Consider the following 17,003-nt stretch of genomic DNA (forward strand, 5'->3'; position numbering starts at 1 on the left):
ATGCGGCTGCGCTTGCGATCAGGCAACGAGCGTCGCGCTTCCGGTGCGATGAAGGGGCAGGGCGCTCGGCATCTGATCGAGATCGCCGCGATGATCCGGATGGGCGATCGCCAGCATGCGTTCGCGCCGTTGCCGCAGCGTCAGGCCGCGCAGATCGGCTACGCCGTATTCGGTCACCACGATGGCGGCATCGCTGCGTGGCGTGCTGACCGGTCCATTCAACGACGCGACGATGCGGCTGGCGCCCTTGCCCGCGGTAGACGGCAATGCGATGACTGGAACGCCGCCACGCGAGCGCCGCGCGCCGCGCAGAAAATCCAGTGCGCCGCCCACCGCGCCCACATACAAGCCACCGGCAACCTCGGCGTTGATCTGGCCGCTCAGATCGACTTCCACAGCCGAGTTGATGGCGACGAAGCGCTCGATGCTTGCGAGCACGTTCGCGTCGTGCGTGTAGCGGGTCGAACGGAACTCGACGGCGTCGTTGCGATGCGCGAACTCGTGAATGCGACGGCCGCCCATCATCACGCCTGCAATGGTCTTGCCCGCGTCGATGGTCTTGCGCGCATTGTTGATCACGCCGATTTCCATCAGATCGGCGACCTTGTCCCCGATCGTGCCGGAATGAATGCCGAGGTCGCGCCGATCGCCGAGGCAAGCGAGGATCGCTTCGGGAATCGCGCCGAGGCCGAGTTGAATCGTGGCGCCGTCTTCGATCAAAGCGGCCGTGTTTTGTGCAATCGCCTGATCCGTCGCGCTTGCCGCGCTTGGCGAACTCTCGGGCAGAGCGCGTGATGTCGGAAGAATGAAGTCGATCTCGTCGTCGCGAAGATACCGTTCGCCGTAAGTCCAGGGGGCCTGTTCATTGACCTCCGCAACGATGACGCGCGCGCGCTCGAGCGCAGGGATCAGATACTCATGCGCGACCGACAGGCTATAGCGGCCTTGCGAATCAGGGGGCGCCAACTGCAGCAGCAGCACGTCGATCGCAAGCTGACCCGAGTCGATCATCTCCGGGAACTGCGAATAGTGGCACGGAAGAATGTCGAGCGCGCCAGCCTTGGCCAGTGCGCGGTTGGAGCCGCTGCCGCAGTACGAAACGAAATCGATGCAGTCGGCGTGCTCGGGGCGGCACGTGTCGTAGTTGCTGGCGCCGAGAAAAACCCGGAACGCGCCGACAGCATGCCGTTGCTCGAGCAGCTTGCGGGTGAGCGCAAGAGGCTCCGCGTTCGATTGGCCCCATGTGACAGTGTCGCCGCGACGGATGATGGACGCAAAGTCGATGGCGTCCGCCTCTAGCAGTATGGGCATGATGTTGTTGGCGTCAATTGGCGGCTTGCGCAAAGTCATGCGCTTCGTTGTGCTGCCCCCGCACGGCGCCCGAGGCAACGAGTTCCGCAATCCGGTCTTCGCTGTAGCCGATGCTGTGCAGGACGAGCTCCGCATGCTCGCCCAGTCCCGGAACCGCGAGCGGTGGCGACGCGGGCTCCATGCGGAAATGAATCGGGCTCGCTACGTGGGCGCGTCCGGACGGATCGGTCTGGACCATTCTTCGCTCATGAGCATGTGGATGGTTTAGCGCCTCCGCGGTCGAGAGCACCGGCGCCACGCTGACGTTCCGGCCTTTGAACCAATCGAGCCATTCATCGAGCGTGCGTGTAATGAATGTTTGCGTCAGGAATGCTCGAACGCGTATCTGGCCTTCACCGGCCGGCCCGGTCGCGTCGGCGACCAGGTCGGGACGGCCGAGCGGCGTAAGAAGGTTGCTGGCAAAACTGTATTCCCGGCCGCCGAGGCAGAGCCATTTCGAATCGGCGGTCTCGTAGGTGCTGAGCATCGCGAGTCCGCTATCGCCCTCGGTCGCTTCCGACGATTGCCCGGCCGGCATGTTGAGCAAACGGCCGCTCAGGTACGGCTGTGCCGTGAGCGCCGCATCGAACAGCGACACGTCGATGTAGTCGCCGCGCCCGGTTTCCCGGACGCGCAGCAGCGCCATCAACACAGCGGACAATGCCGTCAGCGAACCGGCCAGCGCGGCGAGCGACGGTCCCATGGCAATCGGCATTCCCCGCTCATCGCGCGGCAGCGTACCTGCAAGCGATTGAACTACCGGATCGTGTGCGGGCAATTGACAGAGCGGGCCGGTCTGGCCGAATGCGGTAATCGCGCAATAAACGACCTTCGGGTTCGCGCGGCTCACCGTGTCGTAGTCGATGCCAAGGCGAGCAGCGACGCCCGGCCTCGACGATTCGATGACGACATCGGCCTCGTTCAGCAGCTTCAACGCGACCTCGCGTCCGTCCGGATGCTTCAGGTCGAGGCCGATGCTGCGCTTGCCGCGGTTGATCGCCGCGAAGAAAGCGCCGTCCGTGCCGGGTGCGCCGCGCGTCGGGTCGCCGGTGACCGGTTCGACCTTGATGACTTGCGCCCCGTGATCGGCGAGGTTGGCAGCGAGGAACGGACCCGGCATGAACTGCGACAGGTCAATGACTCGAAGGCCGGTCAGTTTCATGCCAGAGCAGCGCTGAAGCCGAGCTGACGTTGGGCAATCGCGGCGGCTTCCTTGACGATGCGGGCGATCAATTCCGCGCAGGTCGGCAAATCGTGAATGAGGCCTGTGACGATACCGGCGGGGAAAGCGCCGCCTTCGACTTCTCCCGTAGCGAACGCATCCATCCAGCGCTGTGCTCCGGTCAGTGCGGACAGGTCCGAGTGCGTCACGTTTTTGCTGCGCTCAAGTTCGAGCGCGGCGAGGCTCACGCTATTCTTGACCACGCGGCTCGGGTCCCCGATCGAGCGGCCCAACAGGACGGTATCGCGCTCGGTCGCTTCCAGCAGACGTTGCTTGATCGCTGGGTGGACCGGCGATTCTTGCGTGAGCATGAAACGCGTACCCATGTTGATGCCATCCGCGCCGAGCGCGAGAGCCGCCATCAGGCCGCGCCCATCGGCGAAGCCCCCGGACGCGAGAATCGGCACCTTGAGCTTTTCGGCTGCGGCGGGAATCAGGATCAGTCCGGGGATATCGTCTTCACCAGGGTGCCCCGCGCATTCGAACCCGTTGATGCTGACGACGTCTGCGCCGAGCGATTCGGCCTTCACCGCGTGGCGAACCGTGACGCACTTATGCACGACCTTAACGCCATGTGCCTTGAACTCGGCGATGTATTTCGCGGGGTTGCTGCCAGCCGTTTCAACGACCTGGACGCCCTGGGACACGATCGTGCGAACATACCCGTCATAGTCGAGACCGGCATTCGCGCCGAGAACGGTCAGGTTGACGCCAAAGGGCTTGTCCGTGAGCGAACGCACCTTGTCGATTTCGCGCGCGAGTGCATCGGCGCTTGCATGGGTGTGCGCGGAGATGAACCCGAGCCCTCCCGCGTTGCCCACGGCCGCCGCCAGTTCGGCTCGCGCCACCCAGCGCATGCCGCCCTGAATGATGGGATATTGAATGCCGAGTAATTCAGTAATGCGGTTGACATACGGTTTCATCGCGCGCCTGTAATCTGGATAGGGAGTGTGGGTGCCAGAGAAATGCGCCTGACGCGCGTGACCTGGCGTGCTCGGTTTGCCACGATGCGCGTGGCGTTCTTGGTGATTCAACAATCGCGAAACTGGGGTTTGCGCTTTTCGGCGAAGGCTGCCATGCCTTCCTTTCGATCTGCGGTGGCGAAGGTCGAATAGGCCATGCGCCGCTCGAACAGGATGCCTTCCGCGAGGCTGGATTCGTAGGCGCGGTTCACACACTCCTTCGCCATCGCCACGACGGGTTGCGAATATCGCGCGATCTCATCGGCCGTTTTCAGTGCTTCTTCGACGAGCGTGCCGACTGGCAGGATGCGGCTTACGAGGCCGCATCGTTCGGCCTCGACGGCGTCCATCTTGCGGCCGGTGAGGATCATCTCCATCGCCTTCGATTTGCCGAGCACGCGCGTGAGGCGTTGGGTACCGCCAGCGCCGGGAATGGTCGCCAGCGTGATTTCGGGCAGGGCGAAACGGGCGTTGTCGGCGGCGAGAATGAAGTCGCACATCATGGCCAGTTCGCAGCCTCCGCCCAACGCAAGACCCGCGACCGCCGCGATGACCGGCTTGCGGCAACGCGAGGTGCGTTCCCAGTTCGATGTGATGAACTGATTCTTGTAGACGTCCATGTACGTCCATTCGTTCATCATCTTGATGTCGGCTCCGGCGGCGAACGCCTTTTCGCTGCCGGTCAGCACGATCGAGCCGATGGCGGGATCGGCTTCAAAGTCGTCGAGTGCTGCCGTCAGCTCGTCCATCAGCTGGTTGTTCAGCGCGTTGTAGGCTTGCGGACGGTTCAGCCTGAGCAAGCCGGCTTTTCCGTGCGTTTCGACGATGATCGTCTCGTAGGCCATGGTTCTTCCTTGAGGGAATGAGGGGAAACGCTGCTCGCGCGTGGTTCGTGGGCCGCGGCGCGCCGTTCGGGTTACGTCAAAGCGTACCGCACGTTGCCAATTATTTGAACGACGTTTATGATTCTGAATGTGAGGCCCGGCTTTGTCAATTGAGCGCGAGGGCAGATTCACTAACGGGAAACACCGCGAGGAGACACTGCATGACTACTCGTCACGAGGACGGACAGATTCGCGTTGAGCAGCGCGGGAACCTGCTTTTGATGGGCATCGACCGGCCGGAAAAGCGCAACGGATTTACCCCGAAGATGTTCCGCGAACTGGCCATGGCTTACACGCAGCTCGAACAGAGCAGCGATATTTTTTGCGGGCTGGTCTACGCCGAAGGGGATCACTTTACGGCAGGGCTCGACATGCCGAAGATCGCGCCATTGCGCCGGGAAGGGAAATCCCTGCTTCCTGAAGGCGAGGTCGATCCGTTCAACTTGCGCGCGCCGCTGCGCACCAAGCCGGTCGTCATTGCGCTCAAGGGAATCTGTTTCACGGTCGCGGTCGAATTGATGCTCGCATCGGAAGTGGCTGTGGCGGCCGACAACTGCCGTTTCTCCCAGCTTGAAGTCAAGCGGGGGATCATGGCAGGTTGTGGTGCGACGTTCCGCATGGTCCAGCGTGCCGGCTGGGGCAACGCGATGAAGGTACTACTTACTGGCGACGAATTCACCGCGGAAGAGGCGCGGCACATGAACTTCGTGCAGGATGTCGTGCCCGCGGGGCAGGAGTTCGACCGGGCGCTCGCGATCGCAGAGCGAATTGCGGCGCAGGCACCGCTAGCCGTGCAGGCCACGATGCAGAATGCGCGGGTTTCGCTGGGACAAGGCTGGCAGGATGCTTACGCGACCATTCAGTCGACCCAGCAGTTTCTCTACAACACTGAAGATGCCAAGGAAGGTGTTCAGTCCTTCATCGAAAAACGTGCGGCGAAATTCGTCGGCCGCTGATGCATGGCTTCCGGCGCAGCCGGTGCGAATTCAAGGGGACAGTTTGTTATGACAAAAGGCGCGTTGGCGGGTGTTCGCGTCCTCGACCTGAGCCGTATTCTCGCGGGGCCGTGGGGGGCTCAAATGCTGGCGGATCTCGGCGCCGAGGTCATCAAGGTCGAGCGTCCGGGAAAGGGCGACGATTCGCGGCAATTCGGCCCACCGTTCCTGATGGATCGGGACGGCAAAGTCACGCGCGAGTCGACGTTTTTTATCAGCGCGAACCGCGGCAAGAAGTCGATCACCTGCGATATTTCTACGCCTGAAGGCCAGGCGCTGATCCGCTCGCTGGCTGCACAATGCGACGTGTTGCTCGAGAACTATAAGGTGGGCGACCTCAAGCGTTACGGGCTCGACTACGAGAGCCTCAAGCTGGTCAATCCGCGCCTGATCTACTGTTCGATAACCGGGTTCGGCCAGACCGGACCGTATAGCCCACGGCCGGGCTATGACTCGATTTTCCAGGCGATGGGTGGCTTGATGAGCGTGACCGGAAACGGTGACGACGTGCCCGGCGGCGGCCCTATGAAAACCGGGCCCAGTCTTGCCGACATCCTCTGTGGTCAGTATGCCGCTTCGGCGATCATCGCGGCCCTCTATCATCGCGACGCGGCGCAAGGCGGTACTGGCGAAGGGCAGTACATCGACCTGGCATTGCTGGACGCGATGATTGCTGCCACATCGCACTATGCAAGCCAGTACCTCGTTTCCGGCCAGATTCCGATCCGGCGCGGTACCGAGGGCAATGGTGGCATGCCGTCCCGCATGTTCCGTTGCGCCGATCGCGACATCATGATCGTTGCCGGCAACAACGAGCAGTACACGCGAATGTGCAATGTTCTCGGGCATCCCGAACTTGCTACTGATCCGCGATTCAGCGAGATCGCTCTGCGCGTGAAGAATCGTCGTGCACTGGGCGAAGTGTTCGAGCCGCTGATCGTCGAATGGCAGAGCGATGAACTGCTCGCAGCACTCGACGCCGCCGGAGTGCCGGCTGGACCGATCAACAATCTGGAACAGGTGTTCGCAGATCCGCATGTGCAGGCACGCGCGATGTGCGTGGAAGTCGCGCACCCGCTCACAGATCAGCCAGTTCGTATGGTGGCGAATCCGGTCAAGATGTCGGGCACGCCTATCGATTCGTACGGCGCGCCGCCGACGCTCGGCCAACATACGGACGACGTGCTGCGTGACGTGCTCGGTATGTCGCAGCCCGATATCGATGCTCTGCGCGAAAAGAAAGTTCTATAGAGCGCGGAAAAGCCTGTGAAGCGCATTCTTCGAGGGTGCGCTTTTTTTATGGATTACCCACCAGTTCCTTGAGGGGTGCATTGCGCCCGAAGGTCGAATGGTTGCTGCCTCCCGCAGCAGGCCTCGTGGGTACGTTCATACCACGCACATGCAACCAGGAGTACTTTGATGCACATTGGAATCCCCGCGGAAACGCGGGCGAACGAAAGCCGTGTGGCCGCGACACCCGAAACAGTCAGGAAATACGTCGCCCAGGGGCACACGGTGACGATCCAGACCGGGGCGGGCATCGGCGCGAGCTATCCTGACGAGGCGTACATCGCCGTGGGCGCGCGGGTAGCAGATGCGGCTGCTGCCTTCGGCGCGGACCTCGTGCTCAAGGTTCAGTCGCCAACGCGGAGCGAATTGCCGTTCATGAAGCGGGGTTCGGTGCTCGTCGGCATGCTCGACCCCTTCAACGTCGACAATGCGACCACACTCGCCGCGGCTGCCGTCACCGCGTTCGCGCTCGAAGCCGCACCGCGCACGACGCGCGCACAGAGCCTCGATGTGCTGTCCTCGCAGGCCAATATCGCCGGGTACAAGGCGGTGCTCCTGGCTGCGAACCTTTATCCGCGCTTCATGCCGATGCTCATGACCGCCGCGGGCACCGTGAAGGCGGCGCGCGTGCTGATTCTTGGTGCGGGCGTGGCGGGTCTGCAGGCCATTGCCACGGCGCGGCGCCTTGGCGCGGTGATCGAAGCTTCCGACGTGCGCCCGGCGGTCAAGGAGCAGATCGAGTCTCTCGGCGGAAAGTTTCTCGACGTGCCGTTCGAAACCGATGAGGAACGCGAGGCGGCCCAAGGTGTGGGCGGCTACGCTCGCCCCATGCCACCTTCGTGGCTCGCGCGCCAGTCGGCGCTGGTGCATGAGCGCGCAAAGCAGGCCGACATCGTCATCTTGACCGCGCTGATTTCGGGCCGCGACGCGCCAACGCTGTTGCCATCGGAAACCGTGCAGGCGATGAAGCCGGGCTCGGTCGTGATCGACCTCGCGGCGGGACGCGGTCCGGTCGCCGAGCAGGCCACGGGACGGCGCGGCGGCAATTGCCCCCTCACCGAGGCCGACAAGGTCGTGACGCACCATGGGGTGCAGATCTGCGGCTACACGAACCTCGCTTCGATGGTCGCCGCCGATGCCTCCGCGCTCTACGCGCGCAATCTGCTCGACTTCCTGAAGCTGATCGTCACGAAGGAGGGCATCCTCAACATCGATCTCGCGGACGACATCGTCGCAGCTACGCTGCTGGCCCGTGACGGCCAGGTCACGCGCAAGGCATGACGAGAAGGAGAACAGGAATGGAAGTCATCAATCATACGGTCATCAATCTGATCATCTTCGTGCTAGCCGTCTACGTCGGCTATCACGTGGTCTGGAACGTCACGCCTGCTCTGCATACGCCGCTGATGGCCGTGACCAATGCGATTTCGGCGATCGTCATCGTCGGCGCGATGCTCGCCACGGGACTGACCGTGGGCGGGGCGGGCAAGTTCTTCGGCACGTTCGCCGTGCTGCTCGCGGCCGTCAACGTGTTCGGCGGATTCCTCGTCACGCGGCGCATGCTGGAGATGTTCCGCAAGAAAGAGCCGAAGAAGCTCACCGGCAAGGAGGGCGCGTAAATGAGCATGAACCTCGTTACGCTGCTTTACCTGGTGGCGTCGGTCTGTTTCATTCAGGCGCTCAAGGGGCTTTCCAACCCGAGGAGCGCGCGCGCTGGCAATACCTTCGGCATGATCGGCATGGCGATCGCCATTCTCACCACCCTTGCGCTTATCGTGAAGGAGTCCGCGCAGTTCGGCTCGAATCTCGGGCTCGGGCTTGCGTTGCTTTTCACGGCGCTCGTGGTGGGCGGCGGTCTTGGCGCGTATGTCGCCGCGCGCGTCGAGATGACGAAGATGCCCGAGCTGGTCGCGGCGATGCATTCGCTGATCGGTCTTGCTGCTGTCTGCATTGCGTACGCGGTAGTTTCCGATCCCGCCGCATTCGGGCTCGTTGCAGAAGATGCGCCGTATCCGGGCTTCCTGCCATACGGCAACCGCATCGAGCTGTTCATCGGCACTTTCGTGGGGGCGATCACTTTTAGCGGCTCGGTGATCGCGTTCGGCAAGCTGTCGGGCAAGTACAAGTTCCGGCTGTTTCGGGGCGCGCCCGTGGTCTACGGCGGCCAGCATCTGATCAACCTGATGCTCGCGCTCGCGATGCTCGGCTTCGGTGTCCTGTTCTTCCTCACGCAGTCGTGGCTGCCGTTCATCATCATGACGATCATCGCGTTCGTGCTCGGCGTGCTGATCATCATTCCGATCGGCGGTGCGGACATGCCGGTGGTCGTGTCGATGCTGAACTCCTACTCGGGCTGGGCGGCGGCGGGTATCGGCTTCTCGCTGAACAACGCGATGCTGATCACCGCGGGTTCGCTCGTGGGCTCTTCCGGCGCGATTCTGTCGTACATCATGTGCCACGCGATGAACCGCTCGTTCTTCAGCGTGCTGCTTGGCGGCTTCGGCGGCGAGGCTGGCTCAGCGGCAGCGGCTGGCGCGCAGGAGCAGCGTCCGGTAAAAGCGGGCTCCGCCGATGATGCGGCGTTCATGCTGGGCAACGCCGAGAGTGTCGTGATCGTACCGGGCTACGGGCTGGCCGTGGCGCGCGCGCAGCATGCGCTGAAGGAGCTGACCGACAAGCTCGTCGAAAAGGGCGTGGACGTGCGCTATGCGATTCACCCCGTGGCGGGCCGCATGCCCGGTCACATGAACGTGCTGCTCGCCGAAGCCGAGGTGCCCTACGACCTCGTGTTCGAAATGGAGGACATCAACAACGAATTCGGCCAGACCGACGTAGTGCTGGTGCTCGGCACGAACGACGTGGTGAATCCGGCCGCGAAGAACGATCCGAAGTCGCCGATCGCGGGCATGCCGATCATCGAGGCGTACAAGGCGCGCACGATCATCGTGAACAAGCGCTCGATGGCCGCCGGTTATGCGGGCCTCGACAACGAGCTCTTCTACATGGACAAGACGATGATGGTGTTCGGCGACGCGAAGAAGGTAATCGAAGACATGGTAAAAAATTGCAGCTAGGGGGCGAGTCATGACGACCGGGACAGGCAACAGTCACATCGCAAGTACAGACCAGTCAGCAGTAGGAAAAATCGACTCGGGCAGGGAGGGCCGGGACATCTCGCGACCGCATCAAGGTTCGGACGCTGCCGGACGAGGCGGGAAGTCACCGCCGTGGGCTTGGGGCAGCTGCCGCAGCGAATTCGACTGGATGGACGTGCACTTGCCGTCCTTCACGTCGGAATGGTTTTAAGAACCTTCCTAACAGACGGGATCGAAACCGCACTCTCGGCGATCGGCCTCCAGGTTCTATTGCAATGCGGGCCCGCCGGCCCTGCGTTGCCCTGGAGCGGCGGCTGGGTGGTCTCTTCGCGCGTCGCTCTCTCGCGAGGCGCATCCAACTCGACGTTTTCCCACCAGCCGTTGATCGTTGTTGCGGGCGACGGTGAGCCTTGGCGTCTGCGCGTGCAAACGCCCCTGCGTCGACGAACATCTCCAAAAGCAGTGATGAAAAAAACGCCTTGGCTCCGTGTCCCGCAGCCAAGGCCAAACTCCACACGCTCTCGCGAAGTGTGTGAGAGGAGAAATTCCTGATCCCTCTTCGATCTTCGTGGTACGCGGCGGGCGCGAAAGCATTCCTAGGATCGAAATTCGCGATAATGCAACGATTTGTTTAATTAGATCATTTCTTGACCTTTCAGAAATGCAACTGTTCGTTTCATATATTGCACCGCGTTCAAAAAGCCGCACTAAAGCATTGACTGCCCGCCGTCCACACTGATAGTCTGCCCTGTTATGAAATTAGCGTCGTCACTGCACAGAAATGCAACTGTTCGTCCAATATCGCGCTGAGGATCGCCGAAGCGCCCAACTGCAATTTCAGAGAGATAGCGAGTGCGTTCCTGGGGATTGGCCTCGAGGTAGGCTTCGGCAGCAGGCGTTAGCGCTGCCGGGCAAATGACATTGACGGTAATGCCATAGGCGCCCCATTCGCGCGCCGCGACACGCGAGAGACCACGAATGCCCTCCTTGGTTGCGGCGTACGCGCCGAACCCCTTGAGACCTTCGATGCCGGTGCGTGAACCGAAGTTGATGATGGCGCCACGGCCTCGCGACTTCATCTGCGGCAATACGGCTTGCATGAAATACAGCGTACCGTATAGGCCCGACTCGAGCGTATTACTCCAGTCATCGTCGGTAACAGACTCAACTGGTACACCCGGGCTGCTGCTTTGCGCATTGTTGATAAGCGCGTCTACACGTCCGAACCGCTCGACGGCAAGCTCGACTGTCCGAACGGCGTCGGCGCGATTGCGCGTATCACCGGGCACCACGAGCACTTGTGAACCGAGGACGGTCAATTGCTCGGCGGCCTGCGTGAGTTTGGCCTCCGTACGACCAGTCAGGACCAGGCTCGCTCCCTCGGCGGCAAGTGCGCGTGCAATACCGAGTCCGAGGCCTTGCCCACCTCCGGTCACAATGGCGACCTTTTCTGCCAGTTTTTTCGTGTGCATGTGTGAGTCCGAAAGTGATGGTGAACGGTGTTGTTCGGCGCGCAAGCGCACCTCGAGGATGTTCCGGAAAGTGATGCCCGGCATTCCAATTTTATGAACGTCGTTCAACTATATCGTAACAAGAGAGCGGGGGCGCCCTGGCGTATTCCCGAATTCGGATGGCGCAAAAGTGTGCCACATTGCGATCGTTGTAAAACTATGTGAATAGTTCCCGTATAATCGATACAGTCAATTCATGGGGAAAATCATGTTGAAAGAGACCTCAGCGCCGGCGGACCGGGACGTCAGCGGGCCGCGCTCGCTGACCCGACTCCTCGGAATTTTCGATGTGCTGGCGAAGTCTCCGGACGGTATGTCGCTGGCAGAACTGAACGTCGCCCTCGAGTCACCCAAGAGTAGCCTGCTCAATCTGCTGAGGCCTCTAGTGGCGGAAGGGTTCTTGATGCACGACGCAGGCCGCTATCGTTTAGGGCCGTCGATCTTCCGGTTGTCCGCGGGTGTGATGGCCGCGTGGAACTTCTCGAAGATGCTGCGCCCGTTCCTGGTGGATCTCTCGAAGAGCACCAATGAAACCGTGTATATCGGTGTTCTTGACGCCGAGCACAAAGAGATCACCTATGTCGACGTGATCGAAAGCGAGCAATCGGTGCGCTATTCAATGCACATCGGTCTGCGTCGCCCGCTCTATTGCACGGCTGCGGGGCGCGTACTGCTGGCCCATGCACCGGACGCGTTCGTTACCGATTACATGAAGTCGGTCAAGTTCGAGCGCCGCACGCCGCAAACGATCGCAACGAAGAAAGCGCTGCGTGATGAACTCGATCATATTCTCCAAAGCGGCCTGTCGGTGAGTCGCGGCGAACTGCTGCCGGATTCCGCCGGTGTGTCGTCGCCGATCTTCGGGCCGAATGGCAATGTGATCGCGGCGATGGCGATTGGTGCGCCGCTCGAGCGCTTCGACCGCGAACGTCATCGACTCGAAGAGAACATGATCAGAGTCGCTCAGCGGGCGTCCGCGTTGGGGCAAGCAGAAGAGGAGTGACTGGCCGGGCGGTCGGCTGCGCGGTGAAGCGCGTGCTTCACCGCGCAGCGGGCGTGGCGCAGTTTGAGATGCGTTGCACCTGAGCGCAACGCATCGATCGAAACGACAATCAGTTTGTACGACGCTTCGGCAGCATGGATGCGATCAGCAGTCCGGCAATCGAACTGCAGGCAATGTAGACGAATACCGAAACATAGCCGCTATCGGCGGGAAACGATGCACCGCTGTGTCCGGCCGTCGCGCTGCGCAGTAGTGAAAAGACCGCCTGGGCGCCTACCGCGAAGAAACACGAGAAGAACACGTAGAGCATGCCCGTTGCCTCGCCTGTCTGATGTGCAGGCGTCGTTTCCACGATCTGGTTGTACAGCGCAGTGCTCGTAAAGGCGAGGCCGAACGAGCACAGCACCGCACCTGGCACGAAGAGCAGCAGGCTGCGATGAAGCACGATCAGTGAGGCCCAGGCCAGGGCCAGTATGAGCATGCCGATCATGGCAGCGGGGCGGGCCTTGTAGCGGGCCGCAACACGGCCGCTCCACGGGCTTGCGACCAGCGCGACGATGTTGATGCTAAACATCAGCAGTCCAGCCGTCGTTGCGCTCAGCCCGAATCCGGCGTGCGTGCCGGCAGGTTGCTGGGCGAGCAGCGAGAAAACCTGTCCCAACTGCATGGCGCCAGCCGCGAGGAATGCCATGCATGCATTCGCCAATACGACTTCGCGTATTTTCAGCAGACGTACGTTGATGAGCGGATGACGGGCTCCGAGTTGATGGCGTGCCCAGAGTCCGAGCACGATCATCCCGCCAACGATCAAAGCCCATAGCCGCACATCGCCGAGTCCCCACGCGCGGATTTCCTGCACTGCGAACAGGATGGCACACAGTGCTGGGGCGAACGCAAGGCCTCGAATGTAGTCGATCCGGACGCTGGGATTCGGCGGAGACGGCGGTGCCCACGTGCGTACGGCTGCGGCGGCGACGACGCACAGCGCGACTTTGAACCAGAAGCCGCCCTGCCACGAATAGTGATCCACGACGACGCCCGCGCAGATGTAAATCAGCCCCGCCGATACCATTCCCGCCGCACTGATCAATCCGACCGCGGCGGGCACCCTGGCGGGTGGCAGGTTCTCACGAACCAACCCGATCGAGAGCGGCGTAATGCCTGCCGCGATCGATTGCATCGCACAACCCGCGACGAGTATGCCGACGTCGGTCGCGCACGCAGCGACGACTGCGCCGACCGCAGCGACAGACATCACCACCAGCAGGATTCTGCGGTAGCCCAACAGGTCACCGAGTCGCCCACTCACCGCTGCAAAGACGGCCGAGCCGAGCCAGTATGCGGTCACGGTCCAGCTCACGGAGTTCGACGCAGGAAAGGCCTTGTAGAGCGTGACCAGCACCGTATAGATGACGGTGATGCCAGACGAAGCCGCTACCGCGGCAAGCAGGATCGCGATCGTGAACCCACGTGGTGGTCCCGCCACGCGTTGCGCTCGATGTGCCTGCGGGGAGAGTACTTCTGCTTGCATGAACGTCTCCGGTTGCATGTATCGTTTGGATTATACTTATATCCGAACAGTGTTCGCATTGGTGTTTTGTATGTGCGATCGATGCAGGCCACAAGGATGGCGAGGGCGCTGCCCGATATCAAACCGATATCGACGCTTTTGAGTTCGATATGAGAGTTTTTCGGTCGATGGCTTGACCCGATACTTCTCTCAAGGGCGCTCGTTCAGCAGCGCTCCCCACAATCAGGAGATAGAACATGCAAGCGTATCAAGGGAAGATCTACGACGCGGACACGCACTTCTACGAAGTCGAGGACGCATTCAGCCGCTACTTGCCCGCGCAGTTCAAGAAGGACTGGTCGTTTACCAGTCGCGTGACGGCAGACGGCAATCGCTGCATGTATGTCGGTGACCGCAAGGTGGAAATCAGCGAGGGCTACACCTCGGCCGAGGGGCACGTGCCGCCGCCGGGCAAGCTGCATGAATGGTTGCGCGCGATGAAGGAAGGCAAAGATAACGTCGATATGCGGGTGCCCCCGACCCCGGACATGTTCAACCGCGACGCGCGTTTGCAGAAGATGGACCAATTCGGTGTCGAGGCCTGCACGATGTACATCGGCGAAATGGTCGCGTGTATTTCGTATCTCAACGAGCCGGTCGCGGCCAACGCGGTTCTGCATGCGTACAACCGCTGGATGCTCGAAGACTGGGGTTTCAACTACAAGGATCGCATCTACACGACGCCGGTCGTCACGCTCGACGACCTCGATGCCGCTGTCGCCGAGGCCAGGTGGCTCGTGGCGAACGGCGTGCGCGTGGTCCTGATGCCGATGGGGCCGTTCAATGGCCGTGCGCCGGCGGACCCGTACTTCGATCCGTTCTGGTCGATTCTGAACGAGGCTGGCGTGCGCGTGACGTTCCACGTGTCGGAAGCGATTTACATGAAGGATCACATGGCGGTGTGGGGCGAGCCGGTGCAGCAGTCGCGCCAGCGTCAGACCGCCTTCGTCTGGATGCACGGCTACGGCGAGCGTCCCGTGATCGAGACGCTGTCGTCGTTCATCTTCTATAACTTCTTCGAGCGTTTCCCGCGCGTCAAGCTGTGCAGCGCGGAAAACGGCGCGGAATGGGTGCCGTCGATGCTCGTCAAAATGGACAAGTGCCGCGGGATGGCGAAGAATGGTTACTGGCCGTGCGGTCAGTTGAAGAAACGCCCGAGTCAGATCTTCAAGGAAAACGTCTTCGTGGTCGCGTATCCGGAGGACAACATCGCCCAGATCATCGCTCAAACGGATTCGTCGGACTTCCTGTTGATGGGCTCCGACTATCCGCACGCGGAAGGGGTGCCGGAACCGAAGGACTTTGCGTCGGAAGCATGCAATGCGCTGTCCGAAGAGGACACGCGCAAGATCATGTACGACAACGGTCGCAGGTTCATTCCGCTGACCGTGTGACCGGTTTTGCGCTGGGCGCCGGGTGTGCGCTGGTCGGCGTCATGTATTCGCGCGGCAGCGCGAATGCAGCGTCCGTCGACGGCGGCAGACTGTCCTGCCGTCCCGCCGGATTTCTTCCTTGTGAATAGGTTAGCCATGAATATTTCGGACTATAAGGCGTTGTTGCTCGAACGCGATGGCGGCATCCTGACCGTCACGCTCAACCGCCCTGAAACGTTGAACGCGTTCGACGAGCAGATGGACATCGAGATGTCGCGGCTTTTTCTCGATGTCGCCGAGGATGATGAAACCCGGGTCGTCGTGTTGACGGGCGCAGGGCGCGCTTTTAGCGCGGGTGGCGATATCGAGCACATGCAGCAGGTCATCGACAACCCGACGCTGTTTCTCGAAGGCATGCAGCGTGCGAAGAAAATTGTCTTCTCGATGCTCGATTGTCCGAAGCCGGTCATCGCAAAGATCAACGGTCATGCAATTGGCCTCGGCGCGACGATCGCGCTATTCTCGGATCTGAGCTACGCGGCCAATCACGCGAAGATCGGTGATCCGCACGTGAAGGTCGGCTTCGTGGCGGGCGATGGTGGCGCGGTGATCTGGCCGCAGCTGGTGGGCTATGCGAAGGCCAAGGAATACCTGTTGACGGGCGACCTCGTCACCGCAGAAGAGGCAGCACGACTGGGTCTCATCAATCATGCGGTGCCGGCCGACGAACTGGATGCCGTTGTCGACGCCATGGCGAGGCGTCTCGCCAACGGCGCTTCACGCGCGATCCAGTGGACCAAGGCGTCGATCAACATCGGCCTGAAGCAACTTGCGCATTCCATTCTCGACGCGTCGATTGCATACGAGGCGTTGTCGAACCTGACGGAAGACCATCAAGAGGCGGTCAACGCGTTTCGCGAGAAACGCGAGCCGGTGTTCAAGGGACGTTGAGCTTTTTACTGCGTCCGGCTTTAGCGATGTAGGCGGCGGGCGCGGCCAGGGAGGTCTGACATGCAACGGGTAGTGGCGGTAACGGGTGGATTCGGCGCGCTTGGGCGCACGGTTGGTCACGTGTTTGCTGAGAACGGCTGGGAGGTTGCGCTGATCGACAAGGCGCCTGCGCCAGAGAAAGCGAGCGCGGAGCAATTGCACGCTTCGTGGTGGCGAGGCGGCGTCGAGCTAACTGATCTCGATTCGGCGCGCTCCGCGATTTCGGATATCGTCGCGCAGCTTGGCAAGCTCGATGCGATCGTCAATATAGCGGGGGGCTTTCGCTGGGAGACGTTGGCGGACGGCAGTCTGGACACGTGGGATCTGATGTACCAGATGAACGTGCGCACGGCAGCGACTGCGTCGAAAGCCGCGCTCGACTATATTGCCAACAGCGCGGAAGGCGGACGCATCATCAATATCGGAGCCGGCGCTGCACTCAAGGCGGGCGCGGGCATGGGAGCGTATACGGCTTCGAAGTCGGGGGTGATGCGTTTGACCGAGGCGCTGGCCGAGGAACTAAAGGGCCGCTCCGTTACCGTCAACGCTATCTTGCCAGGCATCATCGATACGCCGCAAAACCGCAAGGATATGCCGGACGCCGACTTTTCCCGCTGGGTGCGGGCTGAAGAAATCGCCAACGTGATTCTCTTTCTCGCGTCGGGCGCCGCGTCGGGGGTAACCGGGGCGTTGATTCCGGTGACCGGGCGCACGTAAAAAAACCGCAAGCGATGGTCCAGCGGGCAGTCAGGCGAGAT

Annotated in this window: 15 protein-coding genes; 9 read left to right on the plus strand and 6 right to left on the minus strand. The window is 61.6% G+C overall.

Annotation, left to right across the window (positions count from 1 at the left end):
- Positions 1-18: 18 nt before the first annotated feature.
- From AB4Y34_RS25230 to AB4Y34_RS25245, 4 genes are all read right to left on the minus strand, one after another.
- Positions 19-1,311, minus strand: coding sequence for an acetyl-CoA hydrolase/transferase family protein (locus AB4Y34_RS25230; protein ID WP_368717600.1), 1,293 nt, complete (start codon positions 1,309-1,311; stop codon positions 19-21).
- A gap of 13 nt (positions 1,312-1,324) precedes the next feature.
- Positions 1,325-2,512 carry a CaiB/BaiF CoA transferase family protein gene (locus AB4Y34_RS25235; RefSeq protein WP_368717562.1) on the minus strand — a complete coding sequence of 396 codons (1,188 nt, stop codon included), beginning with the start codon at positions 2,510-2,512 and terminating at the stop codon, positions 1,325-1,327.
- A complete protein-coding gene (locus AB4Y34_RS25240) occupies positions 2,509-3,495 on the minus strand; it encodes a nitronate monooxygenase family protein (RefSeq protein ID WP_176378343.1) in 987 nt (328 codons plus the stop codon). The genes AB4Y34_RS25235 and AB4Y34_RS25240 overlap by 4 nt, the downstream gene beginning before the upstream one ends.
- 107 nt (positions 3,496-3,602) lie before the next feature.
- Positions 3,603-4,379 carry an enoyl-CoA hydratase gene (locus AB4Y34_RS25245; RefSeq protein ID WP_176365545.1) on the minus strand — a complete coding sequence of 259 codons (777 nt, stop codon included), beginning with the start codon at positions 4,377-4,379 and terminating at the stop codon, positions 3,603-3,605.
- A gap of 200 nt (positions 4,380-4,579) precedes the next feature.
- On the opposite strand from AB4Y34_RS25245, the gene AB4Y34_RS25250 reads away from it, so the two are divergent.
- The 5 genes from AB4Y34_RS25250 (at position 4,580) to AB4Y34_RS25270 (ending at position 9,777) form a co-directional block, all read left to right on the plus strand.
- Positions 4,580-5,374: a crotonase/enoyl-CoA hydratase family protein gene (locus AB4Y34_RS25250; protein ID WP_176111333.1), complete on the plus strand. Its 795-nt coding sequence runs from the start codon at positions 4,580-4,582 to the stop codon at positions 5,372-5,374.
- Between the two features lie 48 nt (positions 5,375-5,422).
- A complete protein-coding gene (locus tag AB4Y34_RS25255; RefSeq protein WP_176122675.1) occupies positions 5,423-6,664 on the plus strand; it encodes a CaiB/BaiF CoA-transferase family protein in 1,242 nt (413 codons plus the stop codon).
- Positions 6,665-6,832: 168 nt separating this feature from the next.
- On the plus strand, positions 6,833-7,984 hold the full coding sequence (locus tag AB4Y34_RS25260) for a Re/Si-specific NAD(P)(+) transhydrogenase subunit alpha (RefSeq protein WP_368717563.1): 1,152 nt from the start codon (positions 6,833-6,835) through the stop codon (positions 7,982-7,984).
- A 17-nt stretch (positions 7,985-8,001) separates the two neighbouring features.
- Positions 8,002-8,322, plus strand: a complete 321-nt coding sequence (locus AB4Y34_RS25265) for an NAD(P) transhydrogenase subunit alpha (protein WP_018436118.1) — start codon at positions 8,002-8,004, stop codon at positions 8,320-8,322.
- Positions 8,323-9,777 carry an NAD(P)(+) transhydrogenase (Re/Si-specific) subunit beta gene (locus AB4Y34_RS25270; protein ID WP_368717564.1) on the plus strand — a complete coding sequence of 485 codons (1,455 nt, stop codon included), beginning with the start codon at positions 8,323-8,325 and terminating at the stop codon, positions 9,775-9,777. It abuts the gene before it with no gap.
- Between the two features lie 728 nt (positions 9,778-10,505).
- On the opposite strand, the gene AB4Y34_RS25275 is transcribed toward AB4Y34_RS25270, so the two are convergent.
- On the minus strand, positions 10,506-11,378 hold the full coding sequence (locus tag AB4Y34_RS25275) for an SDR family NAD(P)-dependent oxidoreductase (protein ID WP_368717565.1): 873 nt from the start codon (positions 11,376-11,378) through the stop codon (positions 10,506-10,508).
- Positions 11,379-11,517: 139 nt separating this feature from the next.
- Between AB4Y34_RS25275 and AB4Y34_RS25280 the strand changes: the two genes are divergently transcribed.
- Positions 11,518-12,312, plus strand: a complete 795-nt coding sequence (locus tag AB4Y34_RS25280) for an IclR family transcriptional regulator (protein ID WP_176111329.1) — start codon at positions 11,518-11,520, stop codon at positions 12,310-12,312.
- 109 nt (positions 12,313-12,421) lie between these two features.
- On the opposite strand, the gene AB4Y34_RS25285 is transcribed toward AB4Y34_RS25280, so the two are convergent.
- On the minus strand, positions 12,422-13,843 hold the full coding sequence (locus AB4Y34_RS25285) for an MFS transporter (RefSeq protein WP_368717566.1): 1,422 nt from the start codon (positions 13,841-13,843) through the stop codon (positions 12,422-12,424).
- A 236-nt stretch (positions 13,844-14,079) separates the two neighbouring features.
- Between AB4Y34_RS25285 and AB4Y34_RS25290 the strand changes: the two genes are divergently transcribed.
- The 3 genes from AB4Y34_RS25290 to AB4Y34_RS25300 all read left to right on the plus strand — a co-directional run bounded on the left by AB4Y34_RS25290 (position 14,080) and on the right by AB4Y34_RS25300 (position 16,962).
- Positions 14,080-15,276 (plus strand): amidohydrolase family protein, encoded by a 1,197-nt coding sequence (locus AB4Y34_RS25290; RefSeq protein ID WP_368717567.1) that lies wholly within the window; start codon positions 14,080-14,082, stop codon positions 15,274-15,276.
- Between the two features lie 135 nt (positions 15,277-15,411).
- Complete coding sequence (locus AB4Y34_RS25295) at positions 15,412-16,206, plus strand: enoyl-CoA hydratase/isomerase family protein (RefSeq protein WP_176122671.1); 795 nt, start codon at positions 15,412-15,414, stop codon at positions 16,204-16,206.
- 60 nt (positions 16,207-16,266) lie between these two features.
- On the plus strand, positions 16,267-16,962 hold the full coding sequence (locus tag AB4Y34_RS25300) for an SDR family NAD(P)-dependent oxidoreductase (protein ID WP_176378337.1): 696 nt from the start codon (positions 16,267-16,269) through the stop codon (positions 16,960-16,962).
- The last annotated feature ends 41 nt before the right edge of the window (positions 16,963-17,003 follow it).

The sequence above is a fragment of the Paraburkholderia sp. BR10954 genome, from assembly GCF_040965775.1.
GTDB lineage: Bacteria > Pseudomonadota > Gammaproteobacteria > Burkholderiales > Burkholderiaceae > Paraburkholderia > Paraburkholderia youngii.

Coding starts and splice junctions, on each gene's coding strand:
- AB4Y34_RS25230 (WP_368717600.1), bottom strand. CDS start 1,311: ATGCCCATACTGCTAGAGGCGGACGCCATCGACTTTGCGTCCATCATC.
- AB4Y34_RS25235 (WP_368717562.1), bottom strand. CDS start 2,512: ATGAAACTGACCGGCCTTCGAGTCATTGACCTGTCGCAGTTCATGCCG.
- AB4Y34_RS25240 (WP_176378343.1), bottom strand. CDS start 3,495: ATGAAACCGTATGTCAACCGCATTACTGAATTACTCGGCATTCAATAT.
- AB4Y34_RS25245 (WP_176365545.1), bottom strand. CDS start 4,379: ATGGCCTACGAGACGATCATCGTCGAAACGCACGGAAAAGCCGGCTTG.
- AB4Y34_RS25250 (WP_176111333.1), top strand. CDS start 4,580: ATGACTACTCGTCACGAGGACGGACAGATTCGCGTTGAGCAGCGCGGG.
- AB4Y34_RS25255 (WP_176122675.1), top strand. CDS start 5,423: ATGACAAAAGGCGCGTTGGCGGGTGTTCGCGTCCTCGACCTGAGCCGT.
- AB4Y34_RS25260 (WP_368717563.1), top strand. CDS start 6,833: ATGCACATTGGAATCCCCGCGGAAACGCGGGCGAACGAAAGCCGTGTG.
- AB4Y34_RS25265 (WP_018436118.1), top strand. CDS start 8,002: ATGGAAGTCATCAATCATACGGTCATCAATCTGATCATCTTCGTGCTA.
- AB4Y34_RS25270 (WP_368717564.1), top strand. CDS start 8,323: ATGAGCATGAACCTCGTTACGCTGCTTTACCTGGTGGCGTCGGTCTGT.
- AB4Y34_RS25280 (WP_176111329.1), top strand. CDS start 11,518: ATGTTGAAAGAGACCTCAGCGCCGGCGGACCGGGACGTCAGCGGGCCG.
- AB4Y34_RS25285 (WP_368717566.1), bottom strand. CDS start 13,843: ATGCAAGCAGAAGTACTCTCCCCGCAGGCACATCGAGCGCAACGCGTG.
- AB4Y34_RS25290 (WP_368717567.1), top strand. CDS start 14,080: ATGCAAGCGTATCAAGGGAAGATCTACGACGCGGACACGCACTTCTAC.
- AB4Y34_RS25295 (WP_176122671.1), top strand. CDS start 15,412: ATGAATATTTCGGACTATAAGGCGTTGTTGCTCGAACGCGATGGCGGC.
- AB4Y34_RS25300 (WP_176378337.1), top strand. CDS start 16,267: ATGCAACGGGTAGTGGCGGTAACGGGTGGATTCGGCGCGCTTGGGCGC.